Consider the following 22415-nt stretch of genomic DNA (forward strand, 5'->3'; position numbering starts at 1 on the left):
CAGAATTATCCGATGTCCCTGCTGCTCCCCTCCTCTCTTTACGGTCTTGCCCGACCTTTCCTCTTCGGCTTCGATCCCGAGCACGCCCATGAGCTGACGCTCGACGCACTGGCGCGCACGCAGAACACGCCGCTGGCCTGCGTCTATGCGGCGCCCCGCATCGAGGACCGGCGCACGCTGGCCGGCCTCTCGTTCCCGAACCGGGTCGGGCTCGCTGCCGGACTCGACAAGAACGCCCGCTGCATCGATGCCTTTGCCGCCATGGGCTTCGGCTTCGTCGAAGTCGGCACGGTCACGCCGAAGGCGCAGCCGGGCAATCCGAAGCCGCGCATGTTCCGCCTGCCGCAGCGTGACGCGCTGATCAACCGGCTCGGCTTCAACAACGAAGGGCTCGAGGCCTTCCTGGCCAACGTGCAGCGCGCGCGCTTTCGCCGCAACGACTCCAAGCGGCCGATGCTGCTGGGGCTCAACATCGGCAAGAACGCCGCGACGCCGATCGAGCGTGCAGTCGACGACTACCTCGTCTGCCTCGACGGCGTCTACCCGCATGCCGACTACGTGACGATCAACATCTCCAGCCCCAACACCGCCAATCTGCGTTCGCTCCAAAGCGACGAGGCGCTCGATGCGTTGCTCGGGGCGGTGGCGGACAAGCGCGCTGCGCTCGCCGCACGGCATGGCAAGCGGGTTCCGCTGTTCGTGAAGATCGCACCGGATCTCGACGAGGCCCAGGTTCGGGTGATCGCGGCCACGCTGCGCCGCCACGGCATGGACGGCGTGGTCGCCACCAACACCACGCTGGCGCGTGACGCGGTGGCGGGCCTGCCGCATGCGAACGAAGCCGGCGGCCTCTCGGGTGCGCCGGTCAGGGAAGCGAGCAATCGCGTGATCCGCCAGCTGCGATCGGCACTGGGCAGTGATTTTCCGATCATCGGCGTCGGCGGCATCCTGAGCGCCGCCGATGCCGAGGCCAAGATCGCCGCCGGCGCCGATCTCGTGCAGATCTACACCGGGCTGATCTACCGGGGTCCGGCGCTGGTGCGCCAGGCAGCTCAGGCACTGCGCAAGCGCAGCGCCTGAGCGTCTTCCCGGATCAGCGCATCCGCCACAGCACCGGCACGACGATGGCCGCCCAGCGCAGCAGGCGGCGCGGACCGAGCACCGCGACGGCCGCCGCGGTCACGACGCCGGTCGCCACCGGATGCTCGCGCGCGATCCGCAGCGCTGCGGCGCCGGGGGACTCGTCGTCAGGCGGCGCGTCGGCCTTCTTCGACGACGCGCCCTGCAGCGTCGCGATGCGCTCGCGCTGGCGCGCGATGCGCTCGAGCAGTTCTTCGCGGCTCTGGGGCCTGGGTTCACGCGGTGGCGCTTCGGCCTCGTCGCCGAGACCGAAGCGGTCTTGAACCCATTCCCAATCGCGCTCGAACTCGTGGCGTGCGGGGCCGAAGGCTTCCGAGGTCTTGCGCAAGGTGCTCATCAACGCCACGGCCGCAACCAGCCAGAGCGCGATCCATATCGCCGCCACTGCCCAGGCGGCCGCAACGCGGTTCGGCGTCTCCCAGAAATGCACGACCACCGCCACCGACAGCAAGGCGACGGCGACCGTCGTGAGCCCGATCACCGCGATCACCAGGACCAGCATCAGCTGCAGGCGCTGCTTTTCTTCTTCCCATGCCAGCTGCAGCAGCTGGACACGGTCTTCGGCTGCCAGGGCGCCTTCGCTGGCTGCGATGCGCAGCCGGCGAAGGCGCGAGTCCAGCCCGAACAGGGACAACAGCCTCATGCGAGGCCCCCGAGGCCCTCGCGCCGGCCGAATCGGCGAGGCTCAGCGGCGACCAAGCAGCAAACCCACCAGCACACCCACCGCCAAGGCGGCACCGGCGATTTGCCACGGCTCGTCATGGGCGTAGGCATTGGCGGTGTTGGCCGCTTCACGCGCCTTCTTGGCGGCGAGCTTGCTCTTCTCGGCCGCGAGCTCGCGTGCGATCGCCAGTTTGCTGTCGATGCGCTGGCGCAGGGCCTTGATGTGCGGCAAGGTGTCGAGATCCTTGCTGGCGAGCACACCGCGAACGTCGCTGGCGATGTCTTCGGCCACGGCGTTGGCAGCCGCTTCGAGATTTGAGGATGCAGTCATTGAAATCTTCCCTCAGTGGATTGCACCGGCACCGTGCCGGCGGCTTCACGCCGGCAAACGGCGTGGCGTTCCATGGTACATGGCCGCGCGGGTCTACGGCAGCAATGCGGCCACATGCCGGCCGATCGCGAGGCTGCTGGTGAGCCCTGGCGACTCGATGCCGAACAGATTGACCAGCCCCGGAACGCCGTGGGTGGCCGGGCCCTCGATCAGAAAATCGCGCGCCGCCTCGCCCGGGCCGGACACCTTCGGCCGGATGCCGGCGTACCCGGGGATGAGCGCGCCGTCCGGCAACGCCGGCCAGTACTTGCGCACCTCGGCATAGAAGCCGTCGCCGCGCTTCGGATCGACCACCAGGTCGTCGGGTGAATCGACCCACTGAACGTCGGGGCCGAACTTGGCCTGGCCGCCCAGATCGAGCGTCAAGTGCACGCCCAGGCCTGCCGCTTCGGGCACCGGGTAGATCAAACGACTGAAAGGCGCGCGGCCCGCCAGCGTGAAGTAGCTGCCCTTGGCGAAATGGGCCGACGGCACTGCGCTCGCAGGCAAACCGTCGAAGCGCCGTGCGAGTGCGGGCGCGGCGAGACCGGCCGCGTTCACGACGCTGTTGCAACGCAGGGCGGTGCCGTCCTGGGCCATCAAGACGACGACGCCGTCCGCGCACTCTGCGCGCACGACCGCTGACTTGAGGGCGAGGACGCCGCCCGCATGCTCGAGATCGCCCTGCAGGCTCAGCATCAGCGCATGGCTGTCGACGATGCCGGTGCTCGGCGAATGCAGAGCGGCCAGGCATTCGAGCTGCGGCTCCATCGCGCGCGCCTGCTCCCGCGTGAGCAGCACGAGATCGTCGACGTCATTGGCCCGCGCCTTGGCGGCGATCGCGTCCAATTGTGCGACCTGCGTCGGCGCCGTGGCCACGATCAGCTTGCCGCAGCGCCGGTGCGGCAGGCCGCGCTCGGCCGCGTAGTCGTAGAGCAACTGCTTGCCTTCGACGCACAGACGCGCCTTGAGCGAACCCTCGGGGTAGTAGATGCCCGCGTGGATCACCTCGCTGTTGCGGGAGCTGGTGCCGGTGCCGATGGCGCCTTCGGCCTCGAGCACGACCACCTCGCGGCCTTTGAGCGCAAGCGCTCGGGCAACGGCCAGGCCCACGACACCGGCGCCGATGACAGCGCAATCGAATTCATCCATCCGGCGAGCTTAGCGGGCCCGCGCCCGCCAGGTTCACTCCGGCTGGGCCGGGAACGGGTTTTCGGGATCCGAAGGACCGCCCGGCGGGGTGGCGGGACCTTCGTCCGGCTCGACCGGAAGCTCCGGCACGTCGGGCGGATCGGAGGTGATGGGCGTCGGAAGATCGGGACTCGTGGCCATGATCGCTTCTCCTTTCCCTAGCGTTCTACGCGCTTTGCGGCGCGCGACAAGCAGCGCACTGCCGCAGTTGACGTCGGCACCAGCCGACACAACAAACAGGATAAGGAAAAAGGAAATTGGTGGGCGGTGGAGGCTTCGAACCTCCGACCCCAGCAGTGTGAATGCTGTGCTCTACCCCTGAGCTAACCGCCCCTCGACGCCATCGGCGTCGAATCAAATGATGTCCGACGCTCGGTGCGCCAGATGGATTTTCGTGCCGTGTGGCGCGAAGCCCGCAATTATGCCACAGCGTTTCCGTCGATTTGCCGGAAAAGCGTTTGGCCTTTGCTGGATTTGTCGAGCTGCAGCAGCAGTTCTTCGTGGGCGGCGAGTTCGTGCTCGGTCGCCACCAGCACGGGCAGTTCGATGCTGCGCAGATCGATCATCACCACCGTGCCCGTGGTCGGCTCGTTCGATGCGACGTCGATCAGGAGCGCATCCTGGCCGCGCGTCAGGTTGATGTAGACGTCGGCCAGCAACTGCGCATCCAGCTTGGCGCCGTGGAAGGTGCGGTTCGAGCGGTCGACGCCGAAGCGGTCGCACAGCGCGTCCAGCGAATTGCGCTTGCCGGGGTAGACCGCCTTCGCCATCGCCAGCGTATCGGTGACTTCGCCGACGAAACTGCGCAGCGGCGGCAGGCCGGCAAGCTCGAATTCCTTGTTGAGGAAGCCGACGTCGAAGGCCGCGTTGTGGATGATCAGCTCGGCATCGCGCAAGTACTCGACGACGTCGTTCGCGAGCGTGACGAACTTCGGCTTGTCGCGCAGGAAATCGGTCGTCAGTCCGTGGACCTTGAGCGCGTCTTCGTGGCTCTCGCGCTCCGGATTGAAATAGATGTGCAGGTCGTTGCCGGTGAGCTTGCGATTGAACAGCTCGACGCAGCCGAGCTCGATGACGCGGTCGCCGTTCTCTGCCGAAAGTCCTGTGGTTTCGGTGTCCAGGACGATCTGGCGCGTCATCAGTGGTTTTCCTTGGCGTGGTTGATCGAATATTTCGGAATCTCGACCGTCAGATCGGTCTGCCCCAGTATCGCCTGACAGCTCAGCCGTGACTGCGGCTCGAGTCCCCAGGCGCGGTCGAGCAGGTCTTCCTCGCCCTCTTCCGCCTCGTTCAACGATTCGAGCCCCTTGCGCACCACGACGTGGCAGGTGGTGCAGGCGCAGCTCATCTCGCAGGCGTGTTCGATATGGATGTGGTTCTCGAGCAGCGCCTCGCAGATCGAGGTGCCGGCCGGCGCGCTGATCTCGGCGCCCTGCGGGCAATACTCGGAATGAGGAAGGATCTTGATCGTGGGCATTGAGGGTTCTAGAGAGATTCGATCTGGCGGCCCGAGAGCGCACGCGCGATGCCCGCATTCATTCGCTCGGCGGCAAAGGCTTCGGTGCCATCCGCCAATGCCTTGGTCGCGGCTTCGACGACCGCTGCGTCGTTGGCTGTTCGCGCCTCGCGCAGCGCGGCCATCAGCGCCTCGATCGCCCCGCGCTCCTCGGCGCCCAGGAGCTCGCCGTCGGCATCCAGCGCGCTCTGCGTGGCCAGCAGCATGCGATCGGCATCCACGCGCGCCTCGACCAGCGCACGCGCCTGCATATCCTGCTCCGCGGTCGAGAAGCTTTCCCGCAGCATGGACGCGATCTGGTCGTCGGAAAGGCCGTAGGACGGCTTCACCGTGACGCTCGCTTCCACGCCGCTGCCTTGCTCCTTCGCGCTCACGCTGAGCAGCCCATCGGCATCGACTGTGAAGGTGACGCGGATGCGCGCGGCGCCCGCAGCCATCGGCGGAATCCCGCGCAGCTCGAAACGCGCGAGGCTGCGGCAATCGGCGACCAGGTCGCGCTCGCCCTGCACCACGTGCAGTGCCAATGCGGTCTGGCCGTCCTGGTAGGTCGTGAAGTCCTGCGCCATGGCCGTCGGGATGGTCTGGTTGCGTGGCACGATGCGCTCGACCAGTCCGCCCATGGTCTCGATGCCGAGCGAGAGTGGAATCACGTCGAGCAGCAGCAGGTCGTCGGCGCCGCCGTTGCCGGCGAGCTGGTTGGCCTGGATCGCGGCGCCGAGCGCGACGACTTCGTCGGGGTTCAGGTTGATCAGCGGCTCGCGGCCGAAGAATGCGGCGACGGCATGCCGAATCTGCGGCATGCGCGTGGCACCGCCGACCAGCACGATGCCCTGCAGCTCGCCCGGCTGGAGCCGGGCATCGCGCAGCGCCTTGCGCACGGCCGCGATGGTGCGTGCGGTGAGGCTGGCGGTGGCGGCCTCGAACTGCTCGCGCCGGATTTCGACGCGCAGCGGGGTGTCTGCCACGTCCGCCGCGAAAGTGGCGGATTCGGCAGCCGTCAGCGCCTCCTTGGCGGCCCGCGCGGCCACCAGCAGCATGGCCTTGTCGGTGTCGCTTTGCGCCTCGAGACCGGCTTGCGCCAGCACGAGATCGGCGAGCGCATGGTCGTAGTCGTCGCCGCCGAGCGCCGAGTCGCCGCCGGTGGCGATGACTTCGAACACGCCCTGCGTGAGCCTCAGGATCGAGATGTCGAAGGTGCCGCCGCCGAGGTCGTAGACCGCGTAGACGCCCTCGCTCGCGTTGTCCAGGCCGTAGGCGATCGCGGCCGCCGTCGGTTCGCTGATCAGGCGCAGCACGTTGAGCCCGGCAAGCTGGGCCGCATCCTTGGTGGCTTGGCGCTGGCCTTCGTCGAAGTACGCGGGCACGGTGATCACGGCGCCGTAGAGCTCGTCGTCGAAGGTGTCCTCGGCCCGATAGCGCAAGGTCGCGAGGATTTCGGCGCTCACCTCGACCGGCGACTTCTCGCCGGCCGCGGTCTGCACCTTGGCCATACCCGCATCGCCGCTCAGGCGGTAGGCCATGGCATCGCGGTTGACGATGTCCTGCACGCCGCGCCCCATCAGGCGCTTGACCGAGGTGATGACGTTGGCCGGGTCGACGGCACGCGCGGCCAGCGCATCGAAGCCGATCTGGCGGCGATCCTTGTCGAGGTAGCGCACGGCCGACGGCAGCACCACGCGGCCTTCGGCGTCGGGCAGGCATTCGGCCACGCCGCTGCGCACCGCCGCCACCAGCGAATGCGTGGTGCCGAGGTCGATGCCGACCGCGATGCGGCGCTGGTGCGGATCCGGCGCCTGGCCGGGTTCTGAAATCTGGAGCAATGGCATCAGGCCTCCCGCCGGGCCGCCCCAAGGGGGGCCTGCGCCCCCTCGGGGGGCAGCGAATACACGAAGTGATGAGCGTGGGGGCAATTCATCCCGCTATTGTCCCCACTGCTCGGACTTGGCTTCAATGTCCTGTGCAAAGCGCTCTATGAACATGAGGGCTCTCACCTGGCGCGCCGCGCCGGGGTAATCGCCTTTCTCGTCGATCAGCCGGTCGAGCGAGGACAGCGCACGAGCGCGGCCGGCCTCGACCTCCGCGCGCAGCTTGTCGAGCGCGGCGGCGTCGCGCGCGTCATCGAGCTCCTCCCGCCATTCCATCTGCTGATGGAGGAAATCCGGGGGCATCGCCGTGTTTTTCTCGGCATCGATGGGGGAGCCGTTCAGCGCGCACAAATAGCTCGCCCGCTTGATCGGGTCCTTGAGCCGCTGATAGGCCTCATTGATGCGCACCGACCACTGCATCGCAACACGCTGTGCCGCAGCGCCCTGGGCCGCAAAGCGATCGGGGTGCGCCTCGCGCTGCAGTTCCTTCCAGCGCGCGTCCAGCGCGGCACGGTCCTGCGCAAAGCGGGCAGGCACGGCGAAAAGTTCGAAGTCGGTGTCGTTCAGGTTCATGGCGATAAAAAGCCGCCAGCACATGACATGGTGGCGGCTCGGGCGCGAAGCCGATCGGAAATCAGATGCGGAAGCTTTCGCCGCAGCCGCAGCGGTCGCGTTCGTTCGGGTTGTTGAACTTGAAGCCCTCGTTGAGGCCTTCCCGCACGAAATCCAGCTGCGTGCCGTCGATGTACGCCAGGCTCTTGGGGTCGACCAGCACTTTCACGCCATGGTCTTCGAACACGACATCTTCGGGCGCCAGTTCGTCCACGTACTCGAGCTTGTAGGCCAGGCCCGAGCAGCCCGTGGTCTTGACGCCCAGCCGCACGCCCACGCCCTTGCCCCGCTTCCCGAGGTAGCGGGTGACGTGGCGCGCGGCCGATTCGGTGAGGGTCACAGCCATGTCAGTGAGCAGCTTCCGTGCTTGCCACGGCAGCGCCGTGCTTGGCCTTGTAGTCGCTGACCGCCGCCTTGATCGCGTCTTCCGCGAGGATCGAGCAGTGGATCTTGACCGGCGGCAGCGCCAGTTCTTCGGCGATCTGCGCATTCTTCAGCGCGGCCGCTTGGTCGAGGGTCTTGCCCTTGACCCATTCGGTCACGAGGGAAGAGGACGCGATCGCCGAGCCGCAACCATAGGTCTTGAAGCGCGCGTCTTCGATCACACCGGTTTCCGGGTTGACCTTGATCTGCAGCTTCATGACGTCGCCGCACGCCGGTGCGCCGACCATGCCCGTGCCCACCGAGTCGTCGCCCTTTTCGAAGGAGCCGACGTTGCGGGGGTTTTCATAGTGGTCGATGACCTTGGATGAATATGCCATGGGTGTACCTCTCAGTCGTTGTTCAATGCGCCGACCACTGGATCGTGCTGATGTCGATGCCGTCCTGGAACATTTCCCACAGGGGGCTCAGCTCGCGGAGCTTGGCGACGTTGTGCTTGATGGTGGAGATCGCGTAGTCGATTTCTTCCGCGGTCGTGAAGCGGCCGATCGTCATGCGCAGGCTGCTGTGCGCGAGCTCGTCGCTACGGCCGAGCGCGCGCAGCACATAGCTGGGCTCCAGGCTGGCCGAGGTGCAGGCCGAACCGCTCGACACCGCCAGGCCCTTGATGCCCATGATCAGCGACTCGCCCTCGACATAGTTGAAGCTCATGTTGAGGTTGTGCGGCACGCGGTGTTCGAGGTCGCCGTTGATGAAGACCTGCTCGACGTCCTTCAGGCCGTTGAGCAGGCGCTGCTGCAAGGCACGCGCCTTGACAATGTCTTCCTTCATCTCGAGCTTGGCAAGGCGGAAAGCCTCGCCCATGCCGACGATCTGGTGGGTGGGCAGAGTGCCCGAGCGCATGCCGCGCTCATGGCCGCCGCCGTGCATCTGGGCTTCCAGCCGCACGCGCGGCTTGCGACGCACGTACAGCGCGCCGATGCCCTTGGGGCCGTAGGTCTTGTGCGAAGCCAGGCTCATGAGGTCGATCGGCAGGTTCTTGACGTCGATCTCGACCTTGCCGGTGGCCTGCGCCGCATCGACGTGGAAGATCACGCCCTTTTCGCGGCAGATGTTGCCGAGCGTCACCACGTCCTGGATCACACCGATCTCGTTGTTCACGAACATCACGCTCGCGAGGACGGTGTCGGGGCGAATCGCGGCCTTGAAGGCCTCGAGATCGAGCAGGCCGTTTTCCTGCACGTCCAGGTAGCTCACTTCGAAGCCCTGGCGCTCGAGTTCACGCATGGTGTCGAGCACGGCCTTGTGCTCGGTCTTGACCGTGATCAGGTGCTTGCCCTTGCCCTTGTAGAACTGCGCCGCGCCCTTGAGCGCGAGGTTGTTCGACTCGGTGGCGCCCGAAGTCCAGACGATTTCGCGCGGGTCGGCGCCGATCAGGTCGGCCACGTCGGCACGCGCCTTCTCGACGACCTCCTCCGCTTCCCAGCCCCAGGCGTGGCTGCGCGATGCCGGGTTGCCGAAGTGCTCTCGCAACCAGGGAATCATCGCGTCGACGACGCGCGGATCGACCGGCGTCGTCGCGCCGTAGTCGAGATAGATCGGGAAATGAGGAGTGACGTCCATGGCTGGCTCAGGCTGGCGGGGGTTTATCTTTGTCGAAACGGGGTCAAAGCGGATCGAGCGGCGCCGCGAGGCGCCCCCGATCACGACTTGGCGAAGACGTTGCCCAGTGCGAACACCGAATTCGGGGCGTTGACCCGGATCGGCTTGACCACCGGCTGGCTCGAAATCGCGCGCTTGACCGCCGGCTTGTTCTCGATCTGCACGCCCTTGGCGAGCTGGTCGTCCACCAGCTTCTGCAGTGTGACGGAATCGAGGAACTCGACCATGCGCTGGTTCAGCGATGCCCACAGCTCATGGGTCATGCAACGGCCGGCTTCACCCAGGCAGTTTTCCTTGCCGCCGCATTGCGTGGCATCGATGGGTTCATCGACGGAAACAATGATGTCGGCCACGGTGATATCCGCTGCCTTGCGGCCGAGCGAATAGCCGCCGCCGGGGCCGCGGGTCGACTCGACCAACTCGTGACGGCGCAGCTTGCCGAACAGCTGTTCGAGGTACGAAAGGGAAATCTGCTGCCGCTGGCTGATCGCGGCCAGCGTGACCGGACCGGTGTTCTGGCGCAGCGCCAGATCGATCATGGCTGTGACCGCAAAACGGCCTTTGGTAGTGAGACGCATCGCAAGCTCCTTTGAGTGCTTACCGTTGAAATGACACCGCGGCTGTTGTGGGCTTCGGTGACGCCGTCTCCGCCCTTCCCGACCCACTTTCCGCTGGTGATCCAGTCGGTAGGAGCCGGTTCTTCATCGCGAAGTTCGTTTGCTTGAGTAATTCGCTCAAGTATAGCAGAAGGCCCTTCGGCTTGCTCGGGTAAACCCGATTGAAAGCTCCAAATGACGATCAGGAGCCCGCCTCGCCCACGGACGGTATTGTGATGTTGTCCCTGCCGGGCGCGCCGAAAGCCTGCTCGCGCAACAACGCCAGTTGGTCGCGCACCCGGGCGGCTTTCTCGAACTCGAGGTTGCGCGCATGTTCCAGCATGAGCTTTTCCAGCCGCTTGATCTCGCGCGCGACATCCTTTTCGGACATGTCCTCGACCTTCGCGCGCTCGAGATCGCGCTTGGCGGCTTCCTTGGTCGATTTTTCGCTGTAGACGCCGTCGATCAGGTCGCGCACCTGTTTCACGATGCTGCGCGGCGTGATGCCGTGGGCCTCGTTGTGGGCGATCTGCCGCGCGCGCCGCCGCTCGGTCTCGCCGATGGCTTTGGTCATCGAGTCGGTCATGCGGTCGGCATAGAGGATGGCCTTGCCGTTCAGATTGCGCGCCGCCCGGCCGATGGTCTGGATCAGCGAACGCTCGGCGCGAAGAAAACCTTCCTTGTCGGCATCGAGGATCGCCACCAGCGACACCTCGGGAATATCGAGGCCTTCGCGCAGCAAGTTGATGCCGACCAGCACGTCGAAGGCCCCGAGGCGCAGGTCGCGCAGGATCTCGACGCGCTCTACCGTGTCGACATCGCTGTGCAGGTAGCGCACCTTGACGCCGTTGTCGCTCAGGTAGTCGGTCAACTGCTCGGCCATGCGCTTGGTGAGCGTGGTGATCAGCACGCGCTCGTTCTTGTCGACGCGCAGCCGGATTTCCTGCAGCACGTCGTCCACCTGGTGGGTAGCGGGGCGGACCTCGACTTCCGGGTCGATCAGCCCGGTCGGCCGCACCAGCTGCTCGACCACGTTGCCGGCGTTGTCCTTTTCGTATTGCGCAGGCGTAGCGGAGACGAAGATGCACTGCCGCATGCGCGTTTCGAACTCGTCGAACTTGAGCGGCCGATTGTCGAGCGCCGACGGCAGCCGGAAGCCGTATTCGACCAGCGTGGTCTTGCGCGCGCGGTCGCCGTTGTACATGCCGCCCAGCTGGCCGATCATCTGGTGGCTCTCGTCGAGGAACATCAGCGCGTCCTTCGGCAGGTAGTCGGTCAGCGTCGCGGGCGGTTCGCCCGGCGCGGCGCCCGAGAGATGGCGGGTGTAGTTCTCGATGCCTTTGCAGTGGCCGATCTCGGCCAGCATTTCGAGATCGAAGCGCGTGCGCTGCTCCAGCCGCTGCGCCTCGACCAGCTTGCCCTGGCTCACGAACTCCTTGAGCCGGCCGTCGAGCTCGATCTTGATGGTCTCGACCGCGCTCAGCACCTTGTCGCGCGGCGTCACGTAGTGGCTCGAGGGGTACACCGTGAAGCGCGGGATCTTCTGCCGGATGCGCCCCGTGAGCGGATCGAAGAGCTGCAGCGTCTCGATCTCGTCGTCGAACAGCTCGATGCGGATCGCCAGCTCGCTGTGCTCGGCCGGAAACACGTCGATCGTGTCGCCGCGCACGCGGAAGGTGCCGCGCGAAAAATCCTGCTCGTTGCGCGTGTACTGCATGCGAATCAGCCGGCCGATCACGTCGCGCTGGCCGATCTTGTCGCCGGTGCGCATGATGAAGCGCATCTGCGTGTAGTCCTCGGGCGTGCCGATGCCGTAAATCGCGCTCACCGTGGCCACGATGACGGTGTCGCGCCGCTCCAGCACGCTCTTGGTCGCCGACAACCGCATCTGCTCGATGTGCTCGTTGATCGAGCTGTCTTTCTCGATGAACAGGTCGCGCTGCGGCACGTAGGCCTCGGGCTGGTAGTAGTCGTAGTAGCTCACGAAATACTCGACCGCGTTCTTCGGAAAGAACTCGCGGAACTCGCTGTAAAGCTGCGCGGCCAGCGTCTTGTTGGGCGCGAACACGATGGCCGGCCGGCCCAGCCGCGCGATCACGTTGGCCATGGTGAAGGTCTTGCCCGAGCCGGTGACGCCGAGCAGGGTCTGGAACACCTCGCCGTCCTGCACGCCCTCGACCAGGCCGGCAATCGCGTTCGGCTGATCGCCTGCAGGCGGATAAGGCTGGTAGAGCTCGAACGGCGAACCGGGGAACTTGATGAATTCGCCCTGCTTTGCAGGACCGACGGGGTCGGCGTGTTGCGGCTCGGGAATGGCTTCAGTGATTTCTGGCATGGCGTGGACCCTGGGAGTTGGTGGCGCGGCCGGTAAAATTCAAGGCAACCGGAAAGCTTAAACGCTGATCCGGTGTTCCGTGCATCGATCACCCCCCAAAGGACTTTTCCATGTCAATGTTCACCGCCGTCGAGATGGCGCCGCGCGACCCGATCCTGGGCCTCAACGAGCAATTCGCCGCCGACAGCAACCCCAACAAGGTCAATCTCGGCGTCGGCGTCTACTACGACGACAACGGCAAGCTGCCGCTCTTGCAGTGCGTACAGGCGGTCGAACAGAGCATGACCAAGACGCCCACCGCGCGCGGCTATCTGCCGATCGACGGCATCGCGGCCTATGACAACGCCGTGAAGGGCCTGGTGTTCGGCGCCGACAGCGAGCCCGTGAAGTCCGGCCGCGTCGCGACCATCCAGGGCATCGGCGGAACCGGTGGCCTCAAGGTCGGCGCCGACTTCCTCAAGAAGCTCAACCCCGACGCCAAGGTGCTGATCAGCGACCCGAGCTGGGAGAACCACCGCGCCCTGTTCACCAACGCCGGCTTCCCGGTCGAAAGCTATCCCTACTACGACGCTGCCAAGCGCGGCATCGACTTCGAGGGCATGCTGGCCGCGTTGAACGCCGCCCCGGCCGGCACCATCGTCGTGCTGCACGCCTGCTGCCACAACCCGACCGGCTACGACATCACGTCGGCCCAGTGGGACCAAGTCGTCGCTGCCGTCAAGTCAAAGAAGCTTGTGGCCTTCCTCGACATGGCCTATCAGGGCTTCGGCTACGGCATCCAGGAGGACGGCGCGGCCATCGGCAAGTTCGTCGCTGCCGGCCTGGACTTCTTCGTCTCGACCTCCTTCTCCAAGAGCTTCAGCCTCTACGGCGAACGCGTCGGCGCCCTCTCGGTGCTGTGCGAAAGCAAGGAAGAAGCCGCGCGCGTGCTGAGCCAGCTCAAGGTCGCGATCCGCACCAACTACAGCAACCCGCCGACGCACGGGGGCGCCGTGGTCGCAACCGTGCTCGGCACGCCCGAACTGCGCGCGCTGTGGGAACAAGAGCTCGGCGAGATGCGCGTGCGCATCAAGGCGATGCGCCAGAAGCTGGTCGACGGCCTCAAGGCCGCCGGCGTGAAAGAAGACATGAGCTTCATCACCACGCAGATCGGCATGTTCAGCTACTCGGGCCTCAGCAAGGACCAGATGGTGCGCCTGCGCGAAGAGTTCGGGGTCTACGGCACCGACACCGGACGCATGTGCGTGGCCGCGCTCAACAGCAAGAACATCGACCACGTCTGCCAGAGCATCGCCAAGGTCATCTGATACAAATTGGCCAGACCAATTGGGTGTTTGTGCCTAGCACATTTGGTCTGCGCCGCTGATATATTGCATCGCAACATCCCATAACGCGCAGACCTCATGCTCTATCAACTCTACGAAGCACAACGCTCCCTGATGGAGCCGTTCGCCGACTTCGCGCAGGCTGCCTCCAAGCTCTACGGTCAAGGCGCCGTCTTCGGCCAGACACCGCTGGCGCAGCGCATGGCGGCCGGCTACGACCTCCTCTACCGCCTGGGCAAGGACTATGAGAAACCGGGGTTCGACATCAAGACTGTCAAGGTCGACGGCGATGATGTGGTGATCCAGGAAGTCGTCGAGATCGAGAAGCCCTTCTGCCAGCTGCGGCGCTTCAAGCGTTTCACCGACGAGCCGCACACCCTGCAGACGCTCAAGAGCCAGCCCGTGGTGCTGATCGTGGCGCCCTTGTCGGGGCACTACGCTACGCTTTTGCGCGACACCGTGCGCACCATGCTGCAGGATCACAAGGTCTACGTCACCGACTGGGTCAATGCGCGCCTCGTCCCGTTGTCCGAAGGCGAGTTCCACCTCGACGACTACATCAACTATGTTCAGGAGTTCATCCGCCACCTGCAGGCCGAGTACGGACACTGCCACGTGATCAGCGTCTGCCAGCCCACGGTGCCGGTGCTGGCTGCGGTGTCGCTGATGGCCAGCCGCGGCGAGAAGATTCCGCTGTCGCTGACCATGATGGGCGGCCCCATCGATGCCCGCAAGTCGCCCACCGCCGTCAACAACCTGGCGATGAACAAGAGCTACGAGTGGTTCGAGAACAACGTGATCTATCGGGTGCCGGAGGGCTTTCCGGGCGTCGGCCGCCGCGTGTACCCGGGCTTTCTGCAGCACACCGGTTTCGTCGCAATGAATCCGGATCGCCATGCAAGCAGCCACTACGACTACTTCAAGGACCTGATCAAGGGCGACGACGCGAGCGCCGAGGCACACCGCAAGTTCTATGACGAGTACAACGCCGTGCTCGACATGGATGCGGACTACTACCTCGACACCATTCGCACCGTGTTCCAGGACTTCAAGCTTGTCAACGGCACCTGGGAAGTGAAGAGCCCCGAAGGCGTGCTCGAGCGCGTACGTCCGCAGGACATCCATTCGACCGGCCTGCTGACGATCGAGGGCGAACTGGACGACATCTCGGGCTCCGGCCAGACCCGCGCCGCGCACGAACTGTGCACCGGCGTCAGCGCCGCCCATCAGCAGCACTACGAAGTCAAGGGCGCCGGCCACTACGGCATCTTCAGCGGTCGCCGCTGGCGCGAACGGGTCTACCCCGAGGTGAAGGCCTTCATCGCCGCGCACGACCAGCCGCAAAAGCGCGCCGAGCGCTCCAGCGTGACGGCCGAAGACACGGTCAAGGCCGCTGCGGCGGCCAAGCGCCCTGCCGTGGCGCGCAAGTCCGCCCCTGCGCGGCGGACGCGCGGCGCTGCGCGTTGACGATCCAGGGCCGTGTACGCGCTGGCTGCACGCATCCTCGACGCACTGCCCCAAACGCAGTGCACGCGCTGCGGCTATCCCGATTGCGCCGGGTACGCACAAGCCATTGCAGAAGGCAGTGCCGGCATCCACCAATGCCCGCCGGGCGGCGCCGAAGGCGTGGCGCGCCTGTCGCAGCTCACCGGCCAGCCGGTGCGGCCGATCGACCCGCAATTCGGCGCCGAAGGCCCACGCGCCCTGGCCGTGATCGACGAGGCCTGGTGCATCGGCTGCACGCTGTGCCTCGACGCCTGCCCGACCGACGCGATCCTCGGCATCCACAAGCGCATGCACACCGTGATCGAAACACACTGCACGGGCTGCGAACTCTGCATTCCGGCCTGCCCGGTCGACTGCATTTCGCTCGAAGTGGCGACGCCGGGCAAGAGCGGCTGGCAAGCCTGGTCGCAGGCCCAAGCCGATCAGGCACGCAAGCGCTATGAGGCGCACGGCAAGCGGCGCGAGAAGCACGACGAACCCCGGGTCGCCAAGGCGCCCGAAGCTGCGCCGGACCGCAAGCGTGCCGTGATCGAAGCCGCCCTGGCACGCGCGCGCGCTGCGGCCGCTTCGCGTGCCGACGGCAAGAAAACCTGATCCTCGACGCCCTGCTGCCCTGCATGGGCGCTGGAGCGCTCAGCCTGCCGCCAGGGCCGAGAAAGCCGCTACCACTTCCGGCGGCGCCTGCACGAGTTCGATCAGCACGCCTTCGCCCGCGATCGGGAACTCCTCGTTGCCCTTGGGGTGCAGAAAGCAGATGTCGAAACCGGCCGCGCCCTTGCGGATGCCGCCCGGCGCGAAGCGCACGCCCTGGGCGCCGAGCCATCCGACGGCGGCAGGCAGATCGTCGATCCACAGGCCCACGTGATTGAGCGGCGTGGTATGGACGGCCGGCTTCTTCTCGGGATCGAGCGGCTGCATCAGGTCGACCTCGACCTTGAAAGGTCCGCTGCCGATCACGCAGATGTCCTCGTCGACGTTCTCGCGCTCGCTCTTGAAGGTGCCGGTCACTTCGAGGCCGAGCATTTCGACCCAGAGCTTCTGCAGGCGCGTCTTGTCGGGCCCGCCGATCGCGATCTGCTGGACGCCGAGCACCTTGAATGGACGGTTCATGCACATGCTCCTTGTTCGCTGGTCCGCCGCGCCTCGAGCCCCAGCTTGCGCAGCAGTTGCACGTCGGCTTCCACGTCCGGGTTGCCGGTCACCAACAGCTTGTCGCCATAGAAGATCGAGTTGGCGCCGGCCAGGAAGCACAGCGCCTGCACCGCTTCGCCCAACTGCTGCCGGCCGGCAGACAGCCGCACACGCGCCTTGGGCATCGTGATACGCGCCACGGCGATCATGCGCACGAAGTCCAATGGGTCGATCGGGTCGGCATCGGCCAGCGGCGTGCCCGGCACGCGCACCAGGCTGTTGATGGGCACGGACTCCGGATAAGGATCGAGATTGGCCAGCTGCGCGATCAGGCCCGCGCGGTGCACCGGCGTCTCGCCCATGCCGACGATGCCCCCGCAGCACACGCTGATGCCGGCGGCGCGCACGTGGGCCAGCGTGTCGAGCCGGTCCTGGTAGGTGCGCGTGTCGACGATGTCGCCGTAGTATTCGGGCGCGGTGTCGAGGTTGTGGTTGTAGTAGTCCAGGCCCGCGGCCTTGAGCTGCTTCGCATGCTGCGGCTCGAGCATGCCCAGCGTGGCGCAGGTCTGCAGGCCCAGGCCCTTGACTGCTTCCACCAGCACCGCCACCTTCTCGACGTCGCGGTCCTTGGGCGCGCGCCAGGCCGCACCCATGCAGAAGCGCGTGGCGCCGGCGTCCTTGGCCGCCTGAGCAGCGCGCACGACCTCGTCGACTTCCATCAGCTTCTGCGCCTTCACGCCGGTGTCGAATTCGGCGGACTGCGGACAGTAGCCGCAGTTCTCGGGGCAGCCGCCGGTCTTGACCGACAGCAGTGTGGCCAGCTCGATGTCGCCCTCGGGGAAGTGCGCACGATGCACGGTCTGGGCTTCGAACAGCAGGTCGTTGAAGGGCTTGTCGAGCAAGGCCTGCACGGCCTCGACCGGCCAGGGGCCGCGCGGCGCCGCCGGCTTGGCGGCCGACCGATGCAGGGTAACGGCTTTAGCAGCCGGAAGCAGATCGTTGACACCCATCATGCAAACTCCAGGATCACTTGATCGACCGCGAGCGATTCGCCCTTGGCGGCCGAGATGCTGCCGACCACGCCATCCTGCGTGGCGAAGAGCACGTTTTCCATCTTCATGGCCTCGATCACCGCAAGCTTCTCGCCGGCCTGCACCTGCTGGCCCGGCTGCACCGAGACCTCGACCAAAAGGCCCGGCATCGGCGACATCAGGAACTTGCTGAGGTCCGGCGGCGCCTTGTAGGGCATGAGCTTCAACAAGCGCGACCCCAGCGGCGAGAGCACGATCGCTTCGATCTGCGTGCCGTTGTGCGAAACGCGCAGCGCCAGCGGATTCTTGCCGGCACCCCGCTCGACCCGCGCGGTAAAGGCGCGGCCGTTCACCGTGCCCTCGACGCGGACGCTGCCGAGCGGCGCATGGCTGTCGATCTTGTAGCTGTGGGCACCCACCGCGACCGCGCTGGAACCCGTCTGCCCGTGGAAGTCGTTGACCGTGACGGGCGTGTGCACATGCTGGCCCTTCGCATCGAGCACGACCGCCACGAACTGCTCGCCCACTTTCACACTGTGCCCCTCGAGCTGCCCGCTGATGCCCGAGGCGCGCGCGCGGTAGCGCCGGTGCATGTAGGCTGCCAGCGCGACCAGGAAATCCGGATCGTCGTGCGGCACGTCCTCGGCATGGAAACCCTTGCCGTAGTGCTCGCCGATGAAGCCGGTGTTGAATTCGCCGCTCACGAACTTGGGATGCGCGAGCAGCGCGGCCTGGAAGGGGATGTTGCTGCCGATGCCGCGGATCACGAAGCCGTTGAGCGCCTCGCGCATCAGCGCGATCGCATGGTTGCGGTCGCGCCCGTGCACGATCAGCTTGGCGATCATCGAGTCGTAGAACATCGGGATCTCGCCGCCGTCGTAGACGCCGGTGTCGACCCGCACGCCGCCGTAGGCGCTCGAAGCCGGGCGCTCCGCGGCGAACAGCGTCTCCTTCGGCGGCTGGAAGCGCACCAGCCGTCCGGTCGACGGCAGGAAATTGCGGAACGGATCTTCGGCGTTGATGCGGCACTCGATGGCCCAGCCGTTGCGCTGTACCTCTTCCTGCGCCAGCGGCAGCTTCTCGCCCGCGGCCACGCGGATCATGAGCTCGACCAGGTCCAGCCCGGTGATCGCCTCCGTCACCGGATGCTCCACCTGCAGCCGCGTGTTCATCTCGAGGAAGTAGAAGCTCTGGTCCTTGCCGACCACGAACTCCACCGTGCCTGCGCTCTGGTAGTTCACCGCCTTGGCGAGTGCCACCGCCTGCTCGCCCATGGCCTTGCGCGTGGCCTCGCTGATGAAAGGCGACGGCGCCTCTTCGATCACCTTCTGGTGGCGCCGCTGGATCGAGCACTCGCGCTCGTTGAGGTAGATCACGTTGCCGTGCGCGTCGCCGAGCACCTGGATCTCGATGTGGCGCGGCTCCTCGACGAACTTTTCGATGAACACGCGGTCGTCGCCGAAGCTGTTGCGCGCCTCGTTGCGGCAGGAGGTGAAGCCCTCGAAGGCGTCCTTGTCGTTGAAGGCCACGCGCAGGCCCTTGCCGCCGCCGCCGGCCGAGGCCTTGATCATCACCGGATAGCCGACCCCGCGCGCGATCTCCACCGCGCGCTCGGCCGTTTCGATCGCGTCGTTCCAACCCGGGATGGTGTTGACCTTGGCCTCGTTCGCAAGCTTCTTCGAGGCGATCTTGTCGCCCATGGCCGCGATCGAGTAGTGCTTGGGGCCGATGAAGACGATGCCCTCTTCCTCGACCTTCTTCGCGAAGCCTTCGTTCTCGGACAGGAAGCCGTAGCCCGGGTGCACGGCTTGGGCGCCGGTCTTCTTGCAGGCGGCGATGATGCGCTCGGCCTGCAGGTAGCTCTCACGGCTCGGCGAGGCGCCGATGTGCACGGCTTCATCGGCCAGCTCGACATGGCGCGCGTCCTTGTCGGCATCGGAATACACCGCGACCGTGAGGATGCCCATCTTCTTCGCGGTCTTGATAACGCGGCAAGCGATCTCGCCGCGATTCGCAATCAGGATTTTCTTGAACATGTTGTTGTCTCCGGCTCAGAGCGGGATGTTTCCGTGCTTGCGCCACGGGTTGTCGAGCTTCTTCTCGCGCAACATCACCAGGCTGCGGCAGATGCGCTTGCGCGTTTCGCTCGGCAGGATCACATCGTCGATGTAGCCGCGCGTGCCCGCCACGTAGGGATTGGCGAAGCGCGCCTTGTATTCGGCCTCGCGCGCGGCCAGCTTCTCGGGATCGTTCTTGTCCTCGCGGAAGATGATCTCCACCGCGCCCTTGGCGCCCATCACCGCGATCTCGGCACGCGGCCAGGCGAGATTGACGTCGCCGCGCAAATGCTTGGAGGCCATCACGTCGTAGGCGCCGCCGTAGGCCTTGCGCGTGATCACCGTGATCTTCGGCACCGTGCACTCGGCATAGGCATAGAGCAGCTTCGCGCCGTGCTTGATGATGCCGCCGTACTCCTGGCTGGTGCCGGGCATGAAGCCGGGCACATCGACAAAGGTGACGACCGGGATGTTGAAGGCATCGCAGAAGCGCACGAAGCGTGCAGCCTTGATCGAGGACTTGATGTCCAGGCAACCGGCCAGCACCAGCGGCTGGTTAGCGACGATGCCGACGCTCTGCCCCTCCATGCGCGCGAAGCCGATCACGATGTTCTTCGCGTAGTCGGGCTGCAGTTCGAAGAACTCGCCGTCGTCGACCACCTTCACGATCAGCTCCTTCATGTCGTAGGGCTTGTTCGGGTTGTCGGGCACCAGGGTGTCGAGCGACAGGTCGGCGCGATCGGCCGGGTCGCCGCTCGGGCGCACCGGCGCCTTCTCGCGGTTGTTGAGCGGCAGGTAGTTGTAGAGCCGGCGCAGCATCATCAGCGCCTCGACGTCGTTCTCGAAAGCCATGTCGGCCACGCCGCTCTTGGTGGTGTGCGTGGTGGCGCCACCGAGCTCCTCGGCCGTCACGTCCTCGTGGGTCACGGTCTTCACCACGTCGGGGCCCGTGACGAACATGTAGGAGCTGTCGCGCACCATGAAGATGAAGTCGGTCATGGCCGGCGAATACACCGCGCCGCCCGCGCACGGGCCCATGATCATGCTGATCTGCGGCACCACGCCGGAAGCCATCACGTTGCGCTGGAACACCTCGGCATAGCCGCCGAGCGAGGCCACGCCTTCCTGGATGCGGGCGCCGCCCGAGTCGTTGAGGCCGATGACCGGTGCGCCGACCTTCATCGCCTGGTCCATCACCTTGCAGATCTTCTCGGCATGCGCTTCGCTGAGCGCGCCGCCGAAGACGGTGAAGTCCTGGCTGAAGACGAAGACCAAGCGGCCGTTGATCATGCCGTAGCCGGTGACCACGCCGTCGCCGGGGATCTTGTTGTCGGCCATGCCGAAGTCGCTGGAGCGGTGCTCGACGAACATGTCCCACTCTTCGAAGGTGTTGTCGTCGAGCAGGAGTTCGATGCGTTCGCGCGCCGTCAGCTTGCCCTTGGCATGCTGGGCATCGATGCGCTTCTGGCCACCGCCGAGCCGCGCCTGGGCGCGCCGTTTTTCGAGTTGTTCGAGGATTTCTTTCATGTCGTCCCGTCGGAAGTGTTGAACTGCGCTCGCCCCGCCTGGGCTGCGAGCAGATTGCGTGCGGCGGTCGAGGCCGGCAGCGTGCCGGCCGCCACCTGGGCGCTGGCCTTCGGCAGCAGCTCGCGCACCTGCGGATGCTGGCGAAATGCCTGCTTGAGCCCTGCGTCGATGCGTTCCCACATCCACGCGAGCGCCTGTTTTTCGCGGCGCGTGGCAAGCTTGCCGTTGGCGGTTTGCAGCGCCTTGAACTGCAGCACCGCGGCCCAGAAGGCGTCGATGCCGGTGCCCAGCAGCGCGCTCAGCTGGATCACCTTGGGCAGCCAGAAGCGCACTTCCGCTTCCGGCGAACCGGGCGCCGCATGGGCCGCGTGCATGTGCTGCGCGTGCGCCGGATTGCCGTGATGGCCGAAGAGCCGCAGCGCCGAAGTGATCTGGGCCTGCGCGCGCGTCGCCGCATCCTTGTCGATGTCGGCCTTGTTGATGACGACCAGGTCGGCCAGCTCCATCACGCCCTTCTTGATCGCCTGCAGGTCGTCGCCGGCATTGGGCAGTTGCAGCAGCACGAACATGTCGGTCATGCCGGAGACCGCGGTTTCGCTCTGGCCGACACCCACGGTTTCGACGATCACGATGTCGTAGCCCGCGGCTTCGCACACCAGCATCGCCTCGCGCGTCTTCTCGGCCACTCCGCCCAGCGTGCCGCTCGAGGGGCTGGGCCGGATGTAGGCGCGTTCATGGACCGACAGCTTCTCCATGCGCGTCTTGTCACCGAGGATCGAGCCGCCCGACACCGTGGACGAAGGGTCGATCGTGAGCACCGCGACGCGATGGCCCTGCCCGATCAGATGGAGGCCCAGCGTCTCGATGAAGGTCGACTTGCCGACACCGGGCACGCCGGAGATGCCGAGCCGGAAGGACTTGCCGGTGTGCGGCAGCAGCGCCGTGAGCAGTTCGTCGGCTTGGGTGCGGTGATCGGGGCGCGTGGATTCGAGCAGCGTGATCGCCTTGGCGATGGCGCGGCGCTGAACTTGCGGATGGTCGCCCAGAACCCCACCCAGCACCGCGGTCGCTCGCTCTGACAGAGCTTCGCCCGCCCCCACCCGTTCGGGCTGAGCTTGTCGAAGCCGCGCGAGCCCTTCGACAGGCCCAGGACGGTCGGGTTTGGGGCGATCCGCCGACCTGGATCGCGCATGCTGCTTGATCTCATCCCAGTCACCACGAATCAACGCCTCCTTTTTCGCCCGCGACCAGCCCTTGATTTGCTGCTCGAAAGCGATGGCGCCCTCCCGCGTTTCGAATTCGGCCTTCCACACCAACTCGACCGGCTTGCGGGTGGCGGTGTAGCCGATCTGTCCGTCGCCATGCTGCTGCATGCGCAGGTCGATGTCGTCGGTCTGGCCGGCGTAGTAGGAGCCGTCCGAACAACGCAGCAGATAGGCGTAGAAGGGTTTCACGTGGGCAAGGCAGGGAAGGCTTCGACAAGCTCAGCCCGAACGGGTGGGTGGGT

22 protein-coding genes, 1 tRNA gene and 1 pseudogene are annotated in these 22415 nt (G+C 66.0%); 4 read left to right on the plus strand and 20 right to left on the minus strand.

What is annotated here, in order from left to right:
* Positions 1-12: 12 nt before the first annotated feature.
* Entirely contained in the window at positions 13-1080 is a 1068-nt protein-coding gene (locus ACSQ9I_RS18545; protein ID WP_436292713.1) for a quinone-dependent dihydroorotate dehydrogenase, read from the plus strand.
* A 13-nt stretch (positions 1081-1093) separates the two neighbouring features.
* Here the strand turns inward: ACSQ9I_RS18545 and ACSQ9I_RS18550 are convergent, their stop codons facing one another.
* The 14 genes from ACSQ9I_RS18550 to uvrB all read right to left on the minus strand — a co-directional run bounded on the left by ACSQ9I_RS18550 (position 1094) and on the right by uvrB (position 12331).
* Positions 1094-1783, minus strand: a complete 690-nt coding sequence (locus ACSQ9I_RS18550) for a phage holin family protein (RefSeq protein WP_093108160.1) — start codon at positions 1781-1783, stop codon at positions 1094-1096.
* A gap of 42 nt (positions 1784-1825) precedes the next feature.
* Positions 1826-2134: a glycine zipper domain-containing protein gene (locus tag ACSQ9I_RS18555; RefSeq protein WP_126837873.1), complete on the minus strand. Its 309-nt coding sequence runs from the start codon at positions 2132-2134 to the stop codon at positions 1826-1828.
* A 93-nt stretch (positions 2135-2227) separates the two neighbouring features.
* On the minus strand, positions 2228-3325 hold the full coding sequence (locus ACSQ9I_RS18560) for an NAD(P)/FAD-dependent oxidoreductase (protein WP_436304526.1): 1098 nt from the start codon (positions 3323-3325) through the stop codon (positions 2228-2230).
* Positions 3326-3358: 33 nt separating this feature from the next.
* A complete protein-coding gene (locus ACSQ9I_RS18565) occupies positions 3359-3505 on the minus strand; it encodes a stereocilin (RefSeq protein WP_093108166.1) in 147 nt (48 codons plus the stop codon).
* 117 nt (positions 3506-3622) lie between these two features.
* Positions 3623-3697, minus strand: a tRNA-Val gene (locus tag ACSQ9I_RS18570).
* 86 nt (positions 3698-3783) lie between these two features.
* The gene (dnaQ, locus tag ACSQ9I_RS18575) at positions 3784-4503 is read right to left on the minus strand and encodes a DNA polymerase III subunit epsilon (protein ID WP_436304544.1); all 720 of its coding nucleotides are present in this window, start codon (positions 4501-4503) and stop codon (positions 3784-3786) included.
* A complete protein-coding gene (gene fdx, locus ACSQ9I_RS18580) occupies positions 4503-4841 on the minus strand; it encodes an ISC system 2Fe-2S type ferredoxin (protein ID WP_093108170.1) in 339 nt (112 codons plus the stop codon). Before fdx ends, dnaQ begins: the two co-directional genes overlap by 1 nt.
* An 8-nt stretch (positions 4842-4849) precedes the next feature.
* Positions 4850-6706, minus strand: coding sequence for a Fe-S protein assembly chaperone HscA (gene hscA / locus ACSQ9I_RS18585; protein ID WP_436314046.1), 1857 nt, complete (start codon positions 6704-6706; stop codon positions 4850-4852).
* Between the two features lie 93 nt (positions 6707-6799).
* A complete protein-coding gene (hscB, locus tag ACSQ9I_RS18590; RefSeq protein WP_436314047.1) occupies positions 6800-7318 on the minus strand; it encodes a Fe-S protein assembly co-chaperone HscB in 519 nt (172 codons plus the stop codon).
* Positions 7319-7379: 61 nt separating this feature from the next.
* Positions 7380-7703, minus strand: coding sequence for an iron-sulfur cluster assembly protein IscA (gene iscA, locus ACSQ9I_RS18595; RefSeq protein ID WP_093108176.1), 324 nt, complete (start codon positions 7701-7703; stop codon positions 7380-7382).
* Between the two features lies 1 nt (position 7704).
* On the minus strand, positions 7705-8118 hold the full coding sequence (gene iscU, locus ACSQ9I_RS18600) for a Fe-S cluster assembly scaffold IscU (protein ID WP_436292707.1): 414 nt from the start codon (positions 8116-8118) through the stop codon (positions 7705-7707).
* Between the two features lie 22 nt (positions 8119-8140).
* Positions 8141-9361, minus strand: coding sequence for an IscS subfamily cysteine desulfurase (locus ACSQ9I_RS18605; RefSeq protein WP_436314048.1), 1221 nt, complete (start codon positions 9359-9361; stop codon positions 8141-8143).
* A gap of 80 nt (positions 9362-9441) precedes the next feature.
* Positions 9442-9978: a Fe-S cluster assembly transcriptional regulator IscR gene (iscR, locus tag ACSQ9I_RS18610; RefSeq protein ID WP_093108182.1), complete on the minus strand. Its 537-nt coding sequence runs from the start codon at positions 9976-9978 to the stop codon at positions 9442-9444.
* Between the two features lie 220 nt (positions 9979-10198).
* Positions 10199-12331: an excinuclease ABC subunit UvrB gene (uvrB, locus tag ACSQ9I_RS18615; protein ID WP_436309339.1), complete on the minus strand. Its 2133-nt coding sequence runs from the start codon at positions 12329-12331 to the stop codon at positions 10199-10201.
* A gap of 110 nt (positions 12332-12441) precedes the next feature.
* Here uvrB and ACSQ9I_RS18620 point away from each other — a divergent pair, with 110 nt between their 5' ends.
* The 3 genes from ACSQ9I_RS18620 to ACSQ9I_RS18630 all read left to right on the plus strand — a co-directional run bounded on the left by ACSQ9I_RS18620 (position 12442) and on the right by ACSQ9I_RS18630 (position 15756).
* Positions 12442-13638, plus strand: a complete 1197-nt coding sequence (locus ACSQ9I_RS18620; protein ID WP_093108186.1) for an amino acid aminotransferase — start codon at positions 12442-12444, stop codon at positions 13636-13638.
* Positions 13639-13734: 96 nt separating this feature from the next.
* Entirely contained in the window at positions 13735-15123 is a 1389-nt protein-coding gene (locus ACSQ9I_RS18625; RefSeq protein WP_436314049.1) for a polyhydroxyalkanoate depolymerase, read from the plus strand.
* Between the two features lie 12 nt (positions 15124-15135).
* Positions 15136-15756 carry an RnfABCDGE type electron transport complex subunit B gene (locus tag ACSQ9I_RS18630; RefSeq protein ID WP_093108190.1) on the plus strand — a complete coding sequence of 207 codons (621 nt, stop codon included), beginning with the start codon at positions 15136-15138 and terminating at the stop codon, positions 15754-15756.
* A 39-nt stretch (positions 15757-15795) separates the two neighbouring features.
* On the opposite strand, the gene ACSQ9I_RS18635 is transcribed toward ACSQ9I_RS18630, so the two are convergent.
* From ACSQ9I_RS18635 to ACSQ9I_RS18660, 6 genes and pseudogenes are all read right to left on the minus strand, one after another.
* Positions 15796-16272 carry a VOC family protein gene (locus tag ACSQ9I_RS18635; RefSeq protein ID WP_436304550.1) on the minus strand — a complete coding sequence of 159 codons (477 nt, stop codon included), beginning with the start codon at positions 16270-16272 and terminating at the stop codon, positions 15796-15798.
* Entirely contained in the window at positions 16269-17303 is a 1035-nt protein-coding gene (gene bioB / locus ACSQ9I_RS18640) for a biotin synthase BioB (RefSeq protein WP_436315776.1), read from the minus strand. Before bioB ends, ACSQ9I_RS18635 begins: the two co-directional genes overlap by 4 nt.
* Positions 17303-19360: an acetyl-CoA carboxylase biotin carboxylase subunit gene (locus tag ACSQ9I_RS18645; protein WP_436314050.1), complete on the minus strand. Its 2058-nt coding sequence runs from the start codon at positions 19358-19360 to the stop codon at positions 17303-17305. The genes bioB and ACSQ9I_RS18645 overlap by 1 nt, the downstream gene beginning before the upstream one ends.
* A gap of 15 nt (positions 19361-19375) precedes the next feature.
* Positions 19376-20908: an acyl-CoA carboxylase subunit beta gene (locus ACSQ9I_RS18650; protein ID WP_436314051.1), complete on the minus strand. Its 1533-nt coding sequence runs from the start codon at positions 20906-20908 to the stop codon at positions 19376-19378.
* The gene (gene meaB / locus ACSQ9I_RS18655) at positions 20905-21990 is read right to left on the minus strand and encodes a methylmalonyl Co-A mutase-associated GTPase MeaB (protein WP_436315777.1); all 1086 of its coding nucleotides are present in this window, start codon (positions 21988-21990) and stop codon (positions 20905-20907) included. The genes ACSQ9I_RS18650 and meaB overlap by 4 nt, the downstream gene beginning before the upstream one ends.
* Positions 21991-22152: 162 nt before the next feature.
* Positions 22153-22362 (minus strand): annotated as a pseudogene (locus ACSQ9I_RS18660) (GIY-YIG nuclease family protein); the annotation flags it as partial.
* Positions 22363-22415 lie beyond the last annotated feature (53 nt).

Origin of the sequence: Variovorax sp. LjRoot84 (assembly GCF_964254305.1) — a bacterium.
Classification (GTDB): domain Bacteria; phylum Pseudomonadota; class Gammaproteobacteria; order Burkholderiales; family Burkholderiaceae_C; genus Variovorax.